At 63.0% G+C, this 14,515-nt stretch carries 16 protein-coding genes; 9 read left to right on the plus strand and 7 right to left on the minus strand.

The genetic code is table 11. The annotated features are described in order from the left end of the window. Nucleotides 1–38: 38 nt before the first annotated feature. Complete coding sequence (locus tag OZ428_RS18280) at nucleotides 39–1,205, plus strand: GGDEF domain-containing protein (protein ID WP_038849585.1); 1,167 nt, start codon at nucleotides 39–41, stop codon at nucleotides 1,203–1,205. On the opposite strand, the gene iolG is transcribed toward OZ428_RS18280, so the two are convergent. Beyond that, nucleotides 1,202–2,206 carry an inositol 2-dehydrogenase gene (gene iolG, locus OZ428_RS18285; protein WP_269130788.1) on the minus strand — a complete coding sequence of 335 codons (1,005 nt, stop codon included), beginning with the start codon at nucleotides 2,204–2,206 and terminating at the stop codon, nucleotides 1,202–1,204. The genes OZ428_RS18280 and iolG overlap by 4 nt on opposite strands. Nucleotides 2,207–2,240: 34 nt before the next feature. Beyond that, on the minus strand, nucleotides 2,241–3,266 hold the full coding sequence (locus OZ428_RS18290; protein ID WP_269130789.1) for a LacI family DNA-binding transcriptional regulator: 1,026 nt from the start codon (nucleotides 3,264–3,266) through the stop codon (nucleotides 2,241–2,243). A 125-nt stretch (nucleotides 3,267–3,391) separates the two neighbouring features. Between OZ428_RS18290 and OZ428_RS18295 the strand changes: the two genes are divergently transcribed. From OZ428_RS18295 to OZ428_RS18305, 3 genes are read left to right on the plus strand one after another with little or no spacing between them, the layout of a single operon-like run. After that, complete coding sequence (locus OZ428_RS18295) at nucleotides 3,392–4,228, plus strand: SDR family oxidoreductase (RefSeq protein ID WP_269130790.1); 837 nt, start codon at nucleotides 3,392–3,394, stop codon at nucleotides 4,226–4,228. Next, nucleotides 4,228–5,361: a phytanoyl-CoA dioxygenase family protein gene (locus OZ428_RS18300; RefSeq protein WP_269130791.1), complete on the plus strand. Its 1,134-nt coding sequence runs from the start codon at nucleotides 4,228–4,230 to the stop codon at nucleotides 5,359–5,361. Before OZ428_RS18295 ends, OZ428_RS18300 begins: the two co-directional genes overlap by 1 nt. Nucleotides 5,362–5,402: 41 nt before the next feature. After that, entirely contained in the window at nucleotides 5,403–6,326 is a 924-nt protein-coding gene (locus OZ428_RS18305; protein WP_016979990.1) for a sugar ABC transporter substrate-binding protein, read from the plus strand. Nucleotides 6,327–6,337: 11 nt separating this feature from the next. Here the strand turns inward: OZ428_RS18305 and OZ428_RS18310 are convergent, their stop codons facing one another. After that, complete coding sequence (locus OZ428_RS18310) at nucleotides 6,338–6,685, minus strand: DUF2834 domain-containing protein (protein WP_269130792.1); 348 nt, start codon at nucleotides 6,683–6,685, stop codon at nucleotides 6,338–6,340. An 84-nt stretch (nucleotides 6,686–6,769) separates the two neighbouring features. Here OZ428_RS18310 and OZ428_RS18315 point away from each other — a divergent pair, with 84 nt between their 5' ends. Both OZ428_RS18315 and OZ428_RS18320 read left to right on the plus strand, forming a co-directional pair. Continuing rightward, nucleotides 6,770–7,558 (plus strand): helix-turn-helix domain-containing protein, encoded by a 789-nt coding sequence (locus OZ428_RS18315; protein WP_269130793.1) that lies wholly within the window; start codon nucleotides 6,770–6,772, stop codon nucleotides 7,556–7,558. A gap of 54 nt (nucleotides 7,559–7,612) precedes the next feature. Then, complete coding sequence (locus OZ428_RS18320; protein WP_269130794.1) at nucleotides 7,613–9,313, plus strand: amidase; 1,701 nt, start codon at nucleotides 7,613–7,615, stop codon at nucleotides 9,311–9,313. A 1-nt stretch (nucleotide 9,314) separates the two neighbouring features. Here the strand turns inward: OZ428_RS18320 and OZ428_RS18325 are convergent, their stop codons facing one another. After that, nucleotides 9,315–10,034, minus strand: a complete 720-nt coding sequence (locus tag OZ428_RS18325; RefSeq protein WP_442964845.1) for a CPBP family intramembrane glutamic endopeptidase — start codon at nucleotides 10,032–10,034, stop codon at nucleotides 9,315–9,317. Nucleotides 10,035–10,045: 11 nt separating this feature from the next. Then, nucleotides 10,046–10,285 carry a DUF6434 domain-containing protein gene (locus OZ428_RS18330; RefSeq protein ID WP_269130796.1) on the minus strand — a complete coding sequence of 80 codons (240 nt, stop codon included), beginning with the start codon at nucleotides 10,283–10,285 and terminating at the stop codon, nucleotides 10,046–10,048. A 247-nt stretch (nucleotides 10,286–10,532) separates the two neighbouring features. Here OZ428_RS18330 and OZ428_RS18335 point away from each other — a divergent pair, with 247 nt between their 5' ends. Further along, entirely contained in the window at nucleotides 10,533–10,964 is a 432-nt protein-coding gene (locus OZ428_RS18335; protein ID WP_016979456.1) for a nuclear transport factor 2 family protein, read from the plus strand. 28 nt (nucleotides 10,965–10,992) lie between these two features. Here OZ428_RS18335 and OZ428_RS18340 read toward each other — a convergent pair whose 3' ends face one another. After that, a complete protein-coding gene (locus OZ428_RS18340) occupies nucleotides 10,993–12,318 on the minus strand; it encodes an aminotransferase-like domain-containing protein (protein WP_269130797.1) in 1,326 nt (441 codons plus the stop codon). A 90-nt stretch (nucleotides 12,319–12,408) separates the two neighbouring features. Here OZ428_RS18340 and OZ428_RS18345 point away from each other — a divergent pair, with 90 nt between their 5' ends. Continuing rightward, entirely contained in the window at nucleotides 12,409–13,299 is an 891-nt protein-coding gene (locus OZ428_RS18345; protein ID WP_269130798.1) for a DMT family transporter, read from the plus strand. On the opposite strand, the gene OZ428_RS18350 is transcribed toward OZ428_RS18345, so the two are convergent. Beyond that, entirely contained in the window at nucleotides 13,296–13,850 is a 555-nt protein-coding gene (locus OZ428_RS18350) for a YceI family protein (RefSeq protein ID WP_426129110.1), read from the minus strand. The two genes, OZ428_RS18345 and OZ428_RS18350, sit on opposite strands and share 4 nt — an antisense overlap. Before the next feature lie 134 nt (nucleotides 13,851–13,984). Between OZ428_RS18350 and OZ428_RS18355 the strand changes: the two genes are divergently transcribed. Next, nucleotides 13,985–14,479 carry a PaaI family thioesterase gene (locus OZ428_RS18355; RefSeq protein ID WP_269130800.1) on the plus strand — a complete coding sequence of 165 codons (495 nt, stop codon included), beginning with the start codon at nucleotides 13,985–13,987 and terminating at the stop codon, nucleotides 14,477–14,479. The last annotated feature ends 36 nt before the right edge of the window (nucleotides 14,480–14,515 follow it).

Here is a 14,515-nt window from a genome sequence, read left to right on the forward strand (position 1 = left end):
CCCGGTTCTAAACGCACACCAGGCAGACCCGGCAAGAAATGACGCTCGACCCTCCTACGATTTTGGCACTTACCGTTGCCCTGGCAGCTGCTGCCGCCCTGTACCTGGCCGTTGAATGGCGCAGCGTGCGCGAACCCTCGCTGCTGTGCTGGAGCGCCGGTTTCGCCACCATCACCGTCGGTTCCACCCTGGCCCTGCTGCGCCTTAATGGTTACCTGACGATAGGCATCTGGTTCGCCAACGGCTTGTTGGTGACCGCGCACTTCCTGTTTCTGCTGGGCGTAGCGCGGTTCACCCAAACGCGGCTGTCGCTGCTGTGGTTGCTGATGCTGGTGGTCTGGCTGGGCATGCTGATGCTGCCGGCCGACCCTTCCTGGTCCAAAGCCATGCTGGCGGTGCAGTCGCTGCTGGTGGCGTTGCCAACCCTGCGCGCCAGCTTTTTGCTGCGGCCCCATGGCAAATCCCTGAGCATCGGCGCGGTGCAGTTGCGTTATGTGCTGCTGATTCATGGCGCGTTCTATGTGGCCAAGGCGCTGTCGGTGCTGATCCCTGGCACCTTGATCGACCTCGCCGCGTTCAAAGGCGAGATCATCCAGATTTCCCTGGTGGAAGGCGCCATGGCGATCATGCTGATCGCATTGTCGATGACCGGTTCCGAACGCTACCGCCGCGAACAACAGATCGCCCGCCTCGCTGCCCGCGACCCACTGACCGCCCTGTACAACCGCCGCGCCCTCGACCTGCGCGCACCGCGCCTGCTGGCCCAGGTGTCGCCAGCGCAACCCGGTGCGTTGCTGCTGATCGACATCGACAACTTCAAGTCGGTCAACGACCTCTACGGCCACACCGCTGGCGACCGTTTGCTGATTGCCTTGAGCGAGATGATTCGTAGTGTGGTGCCCCAAGGCGCGCTGGCAGCACGCCTGGGCGGGGATGAATTCGTGATCCTGCTGAACCCGGCGTCCACCGAACAGATCGTCGAACTGGGCAGCAGCCTGCGCGACCAGTTCCATCAACTGGCCTCGCAGACCTTTACCACGCCGGCGCCGGTGACCCTGAGCATCGGCGCCACCCTGTTCGACCAGCCGCCACCCAGCCTCACGGCGTTGATCGAGCAAGGCGATACCACGCTGTATGAAACCAAGCGTGGCGGGCGCGACAGCATTCGCCTGGTCGACCGGACCGGCGCCAGTTCCTACGGCTAAAGGTCGTAACTGACCGCCACGCTGCGCCCGGTCTTCACCGACTCCAACGCACAGTCCGCCAAATGCAACGCATACAGCCCATCGCGCATGCTGGTGGGCAGTGCCTTGCCGCTGTTCAATGCATCGATGAACTGCGTCAGCTCATTGCGATACGCATCTGCATAGCGTTCCAGGAAAAAGTGCTGCAACGGCTCCAGCGCCTCGGTGTGTTCGGCGCTCCAATGGCGCAAGGTGCTCGGGCGGTGGTTGTCGGTGAGCAGCACGCCGTTGGCGCCGGACACTTCCACGCGCTGGTCGTAGCCGTACACCGCCTGGCGGCAGCAGTTGATGTGGCATTGCTTGCCGGAGGCGGTGCGCAGCAGCACCATCACGCTGTCGTAGTCGTCGATCTCGGCCAGGCTCGGGTCCACCAGGCGGCTGGCGATGGCGCTGACTTCCACTGGTTCTTCGCCGAGCAGGTGGCGGGCGGTATCGAAGTCGTGGATGGTCATGTCGCGCAGGATGCCGCCGGAATGGGCCAGGTAGTCACGCGGCGCCAGGCCGGGGTCGCGGCTGGTGATGATGACCTGGCGCACCGCGCCGATCTGCCCGGCGTCGAGGGCTTGGCGCAGGCGCAGCATGTCGGGGTCGAAGCGGCGGTTGAAGCCGAGCATCACCTTGCCGCCTTGGCGCTCCACGGCTTGGGCGGCGCTGCGAGCCTTGGCGATATCCAGGTCGATGGGTTTTTCGCACAGTACCGCCTTGCCTGCGGCCACCGCCGCCAGGAGCAGGTCGATATGCGTGTCGGTAGGCGTGCCGATCACCACGGCGTCGATGTCTTTGCGCGTCAGCACGGCGGCGCAATCGTAGGCGGCCTCGCAACCCAATTGCGTGCTCAGCGCATCGACGCCTTCGCGCCAGGGGTCGGCCACCAGTACCAGCGTGGCATGGGGATGGGCGGCGACGTTGGCGGCGTGGATCTTGGCGATGCGCCCGGCACCCAGAACGGCGATTCTCAGCATGGTCGAACTCCTGATGTTGTTATTGAGGGAGTACTTAATCCGGCAGGTTGAACGGTGTGACGATCTGCACCTGGGAGGGCGCAATCGGCCCGGCCTTCCATAGCCGGTGGTACTGCAAGATGTGCAGGAACAGGTGCCGCGCATCGATCTGCAGGTTGTGATCGATGATCGCCGCGACTTTTTCTTCGCGCAGCAACTGGCGGTTTTCTTCGTCGAGGTCGTGGCCGATAAAGACCTCCAGCGGCCGGCCCTGGGCGGCAAAGGCATCGACAATCGCGCGATTGCCGCCGCCGACGCTGTACACCGCCTTCAATTCGGGATGCTGTTGCAGCGCCTGGGTAACCCGCTCGAAGGTGCGGTCGTAAACCCCATAGCCGCCACTGACATCCAGCACCCGCAAATGCGCAGCACGCCCGCGCAGCCAGGCGCGAAAGCCCATCTCGCGTTCTTCTTCGCCACGGAACAGCTCGCTGCCGATCACCACCGCCACGTCCTGGGGCAGCGCCGGCAGCCAGCGCGCCATCAGGTAGGCGGCGGTCTGGCCGGCAGTACGGTTGTCCATGCCGACGTAGCCGATGCGCTCGCTTTGCGGCAGGTCCGTGACCAACGTCACCACCGGAATACCCGCCGCGATCAGTTGCTTGACCGCCAGGTTCACCGCCGGCTCATCCGCCGCCTTGAGCACCACGCCCTGGCTGCCGGTGTCCAGGCAGCGCAGCAACTGGTCGTGCATAGCCTGGGGCTCGATCTCTTCGAACAGGTGAAAACGCGGGGCGATCCGGAACGGCGCCAGGCTACCCAGTTGCGCGGTAATCGCCGCCTGCACGGCCGCGCTGAAGCGCTTGGGCGTGTGCATGATCACGTCGACATGAAAGGTGCGCCCCACCGCCAGGCCGTTTTTCTCCTGGGACTCCAACTCATCCAGCGCCTGCTCGATACGCCGCCGGGTCTGGGCGTGCACGCTGCCGCGCAAATGCAGCACACGGTCGACCGTGGCTTTGCTCACTCCTGCCTGGGTGGCGAGTTGCTTGATGGAGAAGTGTTTGGCGCGTTCGAGCATGGGGTTTCGCCTGAGGTGTTTTTGAGGTGTTTTTTGGGCGTTACTGAGGTTTCGCAATGCTAGTCTCAGTTTTGCCCGGCGTCGAGCCAGGCGATGAACAACAACAAAAAATCCTGGAGAACTGCATGCCTAACACCGATCTCGCCACGTCGTTCAACGGCCAATATTTTGTCGTCACCGGCAGCACCCAGGGCCTTGGCGCAGCGGTGGCGCGCACCCTGGCCGAGCGCGGCGCCGCCGGGTTGATCATCTGCGGACGCCGTCGCGCCCAAGGCGAAGAGCAGGTACGGCTGCTGGCACAGCTGGATTGCCAGGCGTTTTTTGTCGAGGCGGACCTTGAGAAGGTCGAGGATTGCCGCGCGATCGTCGACGCGGCACGCACCCACTTCGGCACCTTGCATGGGCTGGTGAACTGCGCTGGCATGTCGGACCGCGGCACCATTCTTGACACCTCGCCGGAGCTGTTTGATCGACTGATGGCGGTGAATGTGCGGGCACCGTTCTTCCTGATGCAGGAAGCGCTGAAGCTGATGATCAGCAACGGTGTGGAAGGCGCGGTGGTGAATATCCAGAGCGTCACCGGGCATGGCGGGCAATCCTTTCTCAGCGCCTATGCGGCGTCCAAGGGCGCGCTGGCGATCCTCACCAAGAACGTGGCGTTCAGCGCGCTGCGCAACCGTATCCGCGTGAATGGCTTGAATATCGGCTGGATGGACACGCCCCATGAAGATGATATCCAGCGCCAGTACCACGGCGCCCAGGATGGCTGGCTGGAGAAGGCCGAACGCGTACAACCGTTTGGGCGCCTGCTCAAGCCTGACGAAGTGGCGCGTAGCGTGGCATTCCTGCTGTCCCGCGAGTCGGGGATGATGACCGGCTCGGTGATCGACCTGGAGCAAGGCGTGGTCGGTTGCACCGACGGCGGCAGCCCGCAGCCCAATCAGGCGCTGGGAGGTGTGTGATGTCGGTGTTCGTGACTGAACAGGCCGTGCGCCTGGCGGATTTCAGCGAGCTTTGCGCGCAACAGGTCAATCCCGAGGATTACCTGCTGTGCTCTGAAGTGCTGAACAATGTGCCGATCTATCAGGCCCAGACCCTGCGCAATGCTGAGCGTTTGACGGCGATGAACGAACTGCACCGCCTGTTCCGCGAGGGGCCTGGGGTGATGGTGGTGCGCAGCGCTTATGAAGACCTGGAAGTGGTAGACCGCCACAGCCAGGTGTTCGAAGCGATTTTCGCCAACGAGGCCGCGCAAGGGGTGGCCGCCGACCACTTTGCCAAGGCCGGCAGCAATGGGCGCATCTGGAATTCGTTGCAGAAAGCCGCGCTGGAGTCGCCCGCCTCCTTTGTCGAGTACTACGCCAACCCGTTGCTGGGCTTGATCGCCGAGGCATGGCTGGGCCCGAGCTATCAGGTGACCGCCCAGGTCAACGTGGTGCACCCCGGCGGCCAGGCGCAGCAACCACACCGTGATTACCACTTGGGGTTCCAGACCAATGACGTGGTGGAGCGCTTTCCCCTGCCCCTGCACCTGTTGTCCCAATACCTGACACTACAGGGCGCGGTGGCACACTCGGACATGCCGCTGGAAACCGGCCCGACCCAACTGCTGCCGTTTTCCCAGCAATACGCCCTGGGCTATCTGGCATGGCGGCGCCCGGAGTTCATCGACTACTTCCAGCAGCATGCCGTGCAACTGCCGCTGAACAAGGGCGACCTGCTGTTCTTCAACCCGGCGCTGTTCCATGCCGCCGGCACCAACCGCACGCCAGACCGCCAGCGCATGGCCAACCTGCTGCAGATCTCCTCGGCATTCGGCAAGCCCATGGAAGCCCTCGACCGCGATCGCATGATGCTCGCGGTGTACCCGGCCTTGCTCGATAACACCGCACTGGATGCCCAGGCCGTACACGCCGTGATTGCCTGCACCGCCGACGGCTATTCCTTCCCCACGAACCTGGACACCGACCCACCTTTGAAGGGCCTGGCCCCGCAAACCGGGCAGCAGCTGATGCAGCAAGCCCTCGACGAACGCTGGCCGCTTTCGGACTTTGCCGCTGCCGTAGCGCAGATGCGGGCCAAACGCCAAGCGTGAACCCTCTGTTTTAACAACAACAAGAAGAACGGAGCACCACCATGAAGAAGCAACTCCTTGCGGCACTCTTTACCCTGGCAATCAGCCCCTGGGCGCTGGCCGATATCCGTATCGGCGTGAGCATCGCCCAGGTCGACGATGTCTTCCTCGCGCAAATGCGTGACTACATGGCCGCCCACGCCAAGGCACTGCCCGGCGTGACCCTGCAATTTGAAGACGCCCAGGGCGATGTAGTGCGCCAGCTCAACCAGGTGCAGAACTTCACGGCCCAGGGCATGGACGCGATTATCGTCAACCCGGTGGACACGGCGGCCACACAAAAAATGACCGCCAACGCGCAGCAGGCCAAGACCCCGCTGGTCTACGTCAACCGCCGCCCGGATGCCCAGCAGTTGCCAGCAGGCGTGGGCTACGTGGGCTCGGATGAGGTCAAGGCCGGTGAAATCCAAATGCGCTACCTGGCCGAGAAAATGGGCGGCAAGGGCAACCTGGCGATCATGCTCGGGCTGCTGTCCAACAACGCCACGCACAACCGCACGCTGGGGGTGAAGACCGTGCTCAAGGAGTATCCCGACATCAAGATCGTCGAGGAGCAGACCGCCGAGTGGCAACGCAACAAGGCAATCGACTTGATGAACAACTGGATCGTCTCCGGGCGCAAAATCGATGCGGTGGCGGCGAATGCCGATGAAATGGCGATCGGCGCGGCCATGGCAATCAGCCAGGCAGGGATGCAGCCGGGCAAGGACATCCTGGTGGCCGGCAGCGATGGCGGCCCAGCGGGGTTGGACGCGGTCAAGAAGGGCCAGTTACTGGTGACGGTGTACCAGGACAATAAAGGCCAGGCGGTGGGCTCGATTGACCTGGCGGTGAAGATGGTGAAGAAGGAACCGTATACGGCTGAGCTGACGATTCCTTATCAGCAGATCACCAAGGAGAATTACCAGGCATTTCTCAACCCTTGAGACCTGACAATTTAACAGGGTGAGCGGGCTTTCTGTGGTGAGCGAGCTTGCTCGCTCACCACAGAAAGCCCATTCACCACCAGATAAAGCAACGGCCCCACCGACACAAACACCGCCGTCAGCACAAAGTACGGCAGCAACGAAACCACCGAGCGCCCGCGTCGCCGCGCATCCCGGTACATCCATACACACGCCAGCAACGCCATCAAATACAGGTCGATCACCACCTGCGCAGTGTCCGGCCGCGACATCAATTCGCGGCCAAAGGCCAACAGCGACTGCTCGGCCGTCAGCATCGTTACCAGGGTGTAGAGCGAGAATCCGAGCAAACCGGCCAGGGCGATAAAGCGACTGTTCATGGGGTCTTCCTTGGAGTGATAGAGGCCCCACGTTAGTGATAAGGTTCGGCCCCTCGCAATGACCTTGGAGGTCATGATTCCGCCATGGACAACCCTGCTACTGCCGGCGAACAACTGCGCCAATTGCGCCGGCACGCCAAGCTGAGCCAACTCGACCTGGCCCTGATCACCGGCATTTCCCAGCGCCACCTCAGTTGCATCGAGACCGGTCGCGCCAAACCGAGTCCCGGCACGTTACACAACCTGTTGACCACGCTGGAGGCACCCCTGGAGCAGTGCAACCGCGTTTTCCTCGCCGCCGGCTATGCGCCGCGTTACGCCGCCACCCCGCTCGCCTCGCCCGCCATGGCAGCGATCCGCGAAGCCGTCAGCCATGTGCTGCACGCCAACAATCCGGCCCCTGCCATCCTGCTGGGCAGCGAGTGGGAAGTGCTGGCGGCGAATGCCAGCACCGGCCTGCTGTTTGAATTAGTGGGTATCCGCCCGGATGCCGCTGAGGGCGTGAACTTGCTGACGACGCTGCTGCAGCCGGGCGGCCTGGGCGATCACCTGAGCAATGCCGAGGAGATCCGCACCCTGGCCTGGCAGCGCGCCACCCGTGAAGCGCTGGGCAATCCCGAATTGGCCGCATTACTGGCGAGTTTGCCGACACCGGCCAACACCGAACTGCCCGCACACATGCCGCCGCTGGTACTGACCCGCGTGCGCTCACGCCAGGGTGAGCTGAGCTTTTTGTCCACCTTCACCACGTTTGGCATGCCTCAGGACATCACCCTCACCTCCCTGCGGATCGAACATCTGATTCCTGCGGACGAGGCCACCTGGCAGGTGATGCGCGACGCTTATGCAGATTATGCCGCGCTGGTTTTGTGAAATATCTGTCCGTAGACTGCCGCCATACCCCCACTTGAAGGCGGCGAAAAAAACGTGATGCAAGTTACCGAAGTCTCCATTGCCCAATTGCGCGCTGCGCTTGAATCCGGCCAGACCACGGCCGTTGAACTGGTCAACGCCTACCTGGCGCGGATCGACGCCTACGACGGCCCGCAGACCGCCACCGCCTTGAACGCCGTGGTAGTGCGCAACCCCGAGGCCCTGAAAGAAGCCGAGGCGTCCGACGCACGCCGGGCCAAAGGCGAAACCTTGGGGCCATTGGATGGCATTCCTTACACCGCCAAAGACAGCTACCTGGTCAAGGGCCTGACCGCAGCCTCCGGCAGCCCGGCGTTTGCCCACCTGGTCGCCCAGCGTGACGCGTTCACCATCGAGCGTCTGCGCGGCGGCGGTGCCATCTGCCTGGGCAAGACCAATATGCCGCCGATGGCCAATGGCGGTATGCAGCGTGGTGTGTATGGCCGCGCTGAAAGCCCGTATAACGCCGACTACCTGACGGCGCCGTTTGCCTCCGGCTCGTCCAACGGCGCCGGCACTGCGACGGCGGCCAGTTTCGCCGCATTTGGCGTGGCCGAAGAAACCTGGTCCAGCGGACGCGGCCCGGCGTCCAACAATGGCCTGTGTGCCTACACGCCGTCCCGTGGCGTGATATCGGTGCGCGGCAACTGGCCGCTCACGCCGACCATGGACGTGGTGGTGCCTTACGCCCGCACCATGGCCGACCTGCTGGAAGTGCTTGATGTGGTGGTGGCCGAAGACCCGGACACCCGTGGCGACCTCTGGCGCTTGCAGCCTTGGGTGCCGATCCCGAGCGTCACTTCGGTGCGCCCGGCGTCCTACGCTGAACTGGCCGTGAGTTCCGAATCCCTCGTCGGCAAACGCTTTGGCGTGCCGCGCATGTACATCAATGCTGACCCCGACGCCGGCACCAGTGAAAAGCCCGGCATCGGTGGCCCCACCGGGCAGAAGATCAACACTCGCGCCAGCGTGATAGACCTGTGGAACGACGCGCGCCAGGCGCTGGTTGCGGCCGGTGCCGAAGTGATCGATGTGGACTTCCCGCTGGTGTCCAACTGCGAAGGCGACCGCCCTGGCGCACCCACCGTGTTCACCCGTGGACTGGTCTCCAAAGAGTTCCTCCACGATGAACTGTGGGAACTGTCGGCCTGGGCCTTCGATGATTTCCTGCGCGCCAACAACGACCCGGCCCTCAACCGCCTGGCGGATGTGGACGGGCCGAAGATCTTCCCCCACGACCCCGGCACCCTGCCCAACCGTGAGGACGATCTGGCCGCCGGCATGGACGAATACGTGCGCATGGCCGAACGCGGTATCACGCCGTGGAACGAGATCAGCACGGTCCCCGACGGCCTGCGCGGCCTGGAGCAAACCCGCCGCATCGACTTGGAAGACTGGATGGACACGCTCGGTCTCGACGCCGTGTTGTTCCCGACCGTGGCTGATGTAGGCCCGGCGGATGCCGATGTGAACGAAGCCTCTGCCGACATCGCCTGGAGCAACGGCGTGTGGGTCGCCAACGGCAACCTCGCGATTCGCCACCTCGGCGTGCCGACTGTCACCGTGCCAATGGGCGTGATGGCGGATATCGGCATGCCGGTGGGCCTGACCTTTGCCGGGCGGGCGTATGACGATTCGGCGTTGCTGCGGTTTGCGTCGGCGTATGAGGCGACGGGCAGCAAACGCCTGGTTCCGCCACGTACGCCGGCGCTTTAACTCAGTGCATGGGCACGGCAATCAACAGGATTGCCGTGCCATGGGTCAATGTCGCCGCCAATACGCCATAGCGCATGCGCACCAGCGCGCACGCCAACCCTTCGATCAAGGTGAACAGCAATACTGACCAGCCCAACTGAGTCACGCTCAAGGCCAGGAACCCATGGCAGGCCGCGAAGGCTACGCCACTGCCCAGTGCCGCGCGCAACGGCGTGACATGCTGCTCCAGATAGCCCTGCAAGCACCCGCGAAACAGCACCTCTTCCAACGCATTGGCGCCATAAGCCAACACCACCATGCCCGGCAGCCATACCCAATAACCAGGGAGCGCTGACGCTTCGATCCCCTGGTACAACCGCAGCGACACACCGATCAAGCAGCCGACCGCGAGCCCGATCATCAGGCCGGCAGCGCGCGGCCCCTTTGACCAGACGATCAGCGCCGCCAAGTCAGGCGCCGTCCGCACAAGCGCCGTAACCAACAGCACCGACAAACCGCCCAACACTGCCAGTACAAAGGTATTCGCCGTGAAGCCTAGCTGCACCTCGCTGCCCAGCGACCACAGGCCCAAGGGCGTCATCACATCGCGCATCAACACGAACGCCGCCAGCAAAATCAAGATGCGCAGCGCCGTCAGCGACCGCGGCGTAAGTGCAAACCACAGGCCAAACAAGGCCAGGCCCGGTGCCAGGTAAGTGCTGTAGTGGATCAGTACCGCCATGCCTTGGGTAATCACCGATCTGCGCCGCCGTCGACGTTGCCAACGGCATCGTTTCGGCGTTGCCACTCCTCCACCACATCGCCCAGGGTCTTGGGCACCTCGTTGCGAATCCAGGCCATGAATGGCCGGTCGAACCTGAACCCTGGGCCGCAGTGCTCAAGCATGAAGCGGCGTACGTTTTGAGTGTTTTTGTAGTGCGGGGTTACCGGAGTGGCGCGGGTGAGGGTCTCGCTGTGCCAGTCAAAATCCATTTTGTCTCTCGGGCAGTGTCAGGTTTCGGCAGTAGCATAGCGATGTGCTACTTGCACAGGAAGCGAGGCATGATTCGATCAGCGTGTTGAGACATCGTATAAGTTGACCTGTGGTTTATAACGCCTTTAAGTCTAATCTTTTCAAGATATTTCGAAATTTCACTTTCCTTCCTCACCCGAAATATTGCATGGTTGTACGACGACTTAAGCTGTCGTGCCAGCCCCCCACAACAATAAGGAAACACCCATGCAAAACGTCAAAGTGCTGATCGGTTTTCTGTGCCTGTTCACCGGTTACGTCGCAGCCGCGCCTGCCCCAGCCGAAAAGGATGTGGCCCAAGCGGTCGACCAACTGACCCAAGCCATGCTGCACCTAGACCTCAAGCAGCTTCACGCGCTGACGGCCGACAAGCTCACCTACGGCCACTCCAGCGGTAAGGTGCAGAACAAAGACCAATTCATCGCTGATCTGGAAACCCATACCAGCGCCTTCAAGACCCTGGAAATGCAAAACCAGACCATCACCCTGCAAGGCGACACCGCGCTGGTACGCAACCACTTCCACGCCCTGGCCGTGAACAGCGGTGTTGAAGTGCCTACCGACATCGACAACTTCCAGGTCTGGCAGAAGCAAAAAGGCAAATGGCTGCTGATCGGACGTCAGGCCTACAAGTACTGATACCTTGCGGTGAGCCGCTGAAACCGGCTCACCACGCCACCACCTTGCGCACCTTGAGCAACGCTTCGTGCAGTGCCGAGATCGGCACCGAACCCAAGGCCAATCGCAACGCATGCGGGACATGCGCCGAGACGGCAAACGGCTCAGCGGTCGACACGGCAATGTTGTCACGCTGCAAGGCCATGGCGATCTGATCGGCCCGGGCGTCTTCCGCCAGGGGTAGCCACAAGAAGTAGGACGAGGGATGGCTGATCGTGGTCAGCCCTATGAACACCTGAGCCGCCAGGGCCTGTCTCGCCTGGGCATCCTCGCGCTTTTGCGCCTCAAGCTGCGCCACCGTGCCGTCCTCCAGCCAGGCCACCGCTATGGCGCTCATCACACCGGGCACATTCCAGGTGGTGGCCATGATGGTGCGCTCCAGCATCTTTACCCATTCCATCGGCGCCGCGATAAACCCCACGCGCAGGCCGGTCGCGACACTTTTCGACAGCCCGCCCACGTAAACCGTGCGTTCTGGCGCCAGCGTCGCCACCGGTGGCGGTGCGTCTTCAGCGAGGAACGCGTAGGCCGCGTCTTCAATGATCATCAGATTGTGCTGACGGGCAATGGACACCAGCCGTTCGCGCTGGGACAGAGCCATCACCCAACCGAGGGGATTGTGCAGAGTCGGCATGCTGTACACGGCACGCACCGGCCGCTTGCGACACAGGTTTTGCAAGGCCTCCAAATCCGGGCCGGTCGGCGTCACCGGGATCGCGACAATTTCCAGGTGCAGGGTCTCGGCCAATACCTTGAACCCCGAATAGGTCAACGCGTCCACCGCGATCACATCGCCGGGTTTGAGCAGCGCCATCATCGTCACCGCCAGGCCATGCTGGGCGCCGCTGACCAGCAGCACCTGCTCGGCGTCGACACTGAGCCCGCGACTGAGCAAATGCCGCGCAAAGGCTGCGCGCTCATGCAGGCGCCCGGCGTGGGGCTGGTAACGCAACAGTGCTTCGAGGTCACCGGACAGCGCCAATTGGCGCAACGCCGTGCGCAACAGCTCCGCCTGGCCCGGCAACGAGGGGTAATTGAAATTGAGGTCGAGCATGCCCGCCGTCACCGTCATCTGCCCACTGCCCTGCCCTGGCGGCAGCGAGATCTCGCGTACGAAGGTGCCGCGCCCAGTTTCGCCGCTGACCAGGCCCATGGCTTCAAGCTCGGTGTATACGCGGCTGGCAGTGACCAATGCCAGGCCGTGGTCGGCGGCCAATTGACGATGCGTCGGCAGCCGCGTGCCGGGCGGCATGTTGCCGCTGCGGATGGCTTGGGCAAAGGTATCGACCAGGGACTTGTAGCGGGCGCGCGGCATTGGGATGTATCCATGACAATTTTTTGATTGTCCTAATGCTCACCCCTAGGATGGCCAGAACGCAACCCCTCCGGCTACGGGCACTCCCTCATGGAACGTACATCCCCCCTCAACACCCTGGACACCAGCACCCAGGGCTGGATCAACGGCTTTATTGGCGTGGTGATTTTCAGCGGCTCATTGCCCGCCACCCGATTGGCCGTGATGGAATTCGACCCGGTGTTTCTCACCATGGTCCGTGCCGCGATCGCCGCCTTCCTTGGCGTGATCCTGCTGTGGCTGTTCAAGGAAAAACGCCCCGCGCGCAATCAGTGGGTGCCGCTGGCGATTGTCGCCCTGGGCGTGGTAATCGGCTTTCCCTTGCTCACCGCCCTGGCGCTGCAATACGTGACCTCGGCCCACTCCATCGTATTCATCGGCCTGCTGCCTCTGGCCACCGCAGTGTTTGGCGTGTTGCGCGGCGGCGAGCGGCCGCGTCCGGTGTTCTGGTTGTTCTCGATTGTGGGCAGTGGGTTGGTGATGGGTTATGCCGTGGCCCAAGGCTTGAGCGCCGCACCGGCCGGCGATCTGTTGATGCTGCTGGCGGTGCTGGTGTGCGGCCTGGGTTATGCCGAAGGCGCCAAGCTCTCGCGCAGCCTGGGCGGTTGGCAGGTGATCTGCTGGGCGCTGGTGGTGTCGATACCGGTGGTGGTGCCGTTGAGCCTGATGCTCGCGCCGTCGACCTTCAGCGGCATCAGCCTGCCCGCCTGGTTGAGCCTGGGCTACGTGTCGCTGTTCAGCATGTTGATCGGCTTTGTGTTCTGGTATCGCGGCCTGGCCCAGGGTGGCATTGCCGCCGTCGGCCAGTTGCAGTTGCTGCAACCGTTTTTCGGCCTGGCGCTGGCGGCGGGCCTGCTGCATGAGCAGGTCAGCCTGGGCATGGTGCTGGTGACGGTCGCGGTGATCGGCTGCGTGGCCGGCGCAAAGAAGTTCGCCCGTTAACGCTGCGGCGCGACCATCTTGAACTTGATGTTGATGTCGTTGGACACCACGCTGTTGCCGGCCCACTCACCCTCGCCGATCTTGAAGTCGCCGCGCTTGAGGACGAACTCACCGTCGAACACACCAATGCCGCTCTGCTCCTTGAGCACCACATCCACGTCCACCGGACGCGTGGTGCCCTTGATGGTCAGGTTGCCGCTGATCGTGTAGCGGTTGTCGCCCAAGGCTTTGACACCGGTGGACTCGTACACACCCACCGGAAAGGTCGCGGTATCAAACCAGGACGCGCGTTGCAGCTCGTCATTCGCGTCCGGGCTACCCGCGTCGATGCTGGCCAGCTGAATCTTGAGCAAGGCATGCCCGGTCTCCGGCTTTTGCGTGTCGAAGGTCAAGGTGCCTTCAAACTCGCTGAACGTACCGTACACCCGCTGCCCCAATTGCTTGTAGGTGAAGCTGATCTGGCTGGCGGTGCGGTTGACGTCCTTGTACTCCACCGCCTGGGCGCTGGAACCATACGCAAGGATCAAGGCCAGTACGGTGACCGGGGACATAAGACGTTTCATGCAACGCTCCGCAAAGGAAAGGACACAGGTACTGAACTAACACGCCATACCAGGGATTTATTCCATTCGGGCGTTTGTCCTGCTAAACAGAGTAGTCGCCCCACCCATAATAAGGACGTTGCATGCACGCCCCCTCACTCCAGGACATCACCGCGCCGGAAGGCATCTGCTACGGCTGCGGCGCCAGCAACCCCCACGGCCTGCACATCAAGAGCCGCTGGGACGCGGACGGTATCCACCTGGTCGCCGAGCACCTGCCCGAGGCCCACTACAGCGGCTGGCCCGACCTGGTCTACGGCGGCCTGATCGCCATGCTGGTGGACTGCCACTCCAACTGGACCGCCATGGCCTACCACTACCGCGCCGAAGCGCGCGAACCCGGCAGCCTGCCGCGCATCGACTGCGTCACCGGCAACCTGGGCATCAAATTCATCAAGCCGACGCCCATGGGCATCCCCCTCACCCTGCGCGCGCGGGTCGACGGTGACGTGGGACGCAAGACCCGCGTGATCTGCGAGGTGTACGCCGGTGACGTGCTGACCGCCATCGGCGATTCGATCTTTGTGCGTGTCGACACCGGCCAATTGGCCGCCGCCGCCCATGGTCGCGAGGGCTGATCCTGGGCTACATTGACCGCCACCGCTAATCGAGGA

It is taken from the genome of Pseudomonas sp. GXZC, from assembly GCF_026967615.1.
In the GTDB taxonomy this organism is placed as follows: Bacteria; Pseudomonadota; Gammaproteobacteria; order Pseudomonadales; family Pseudomonadaceae; genus Aquipseudomonas; species Aquipseudomonas azotoformans_A.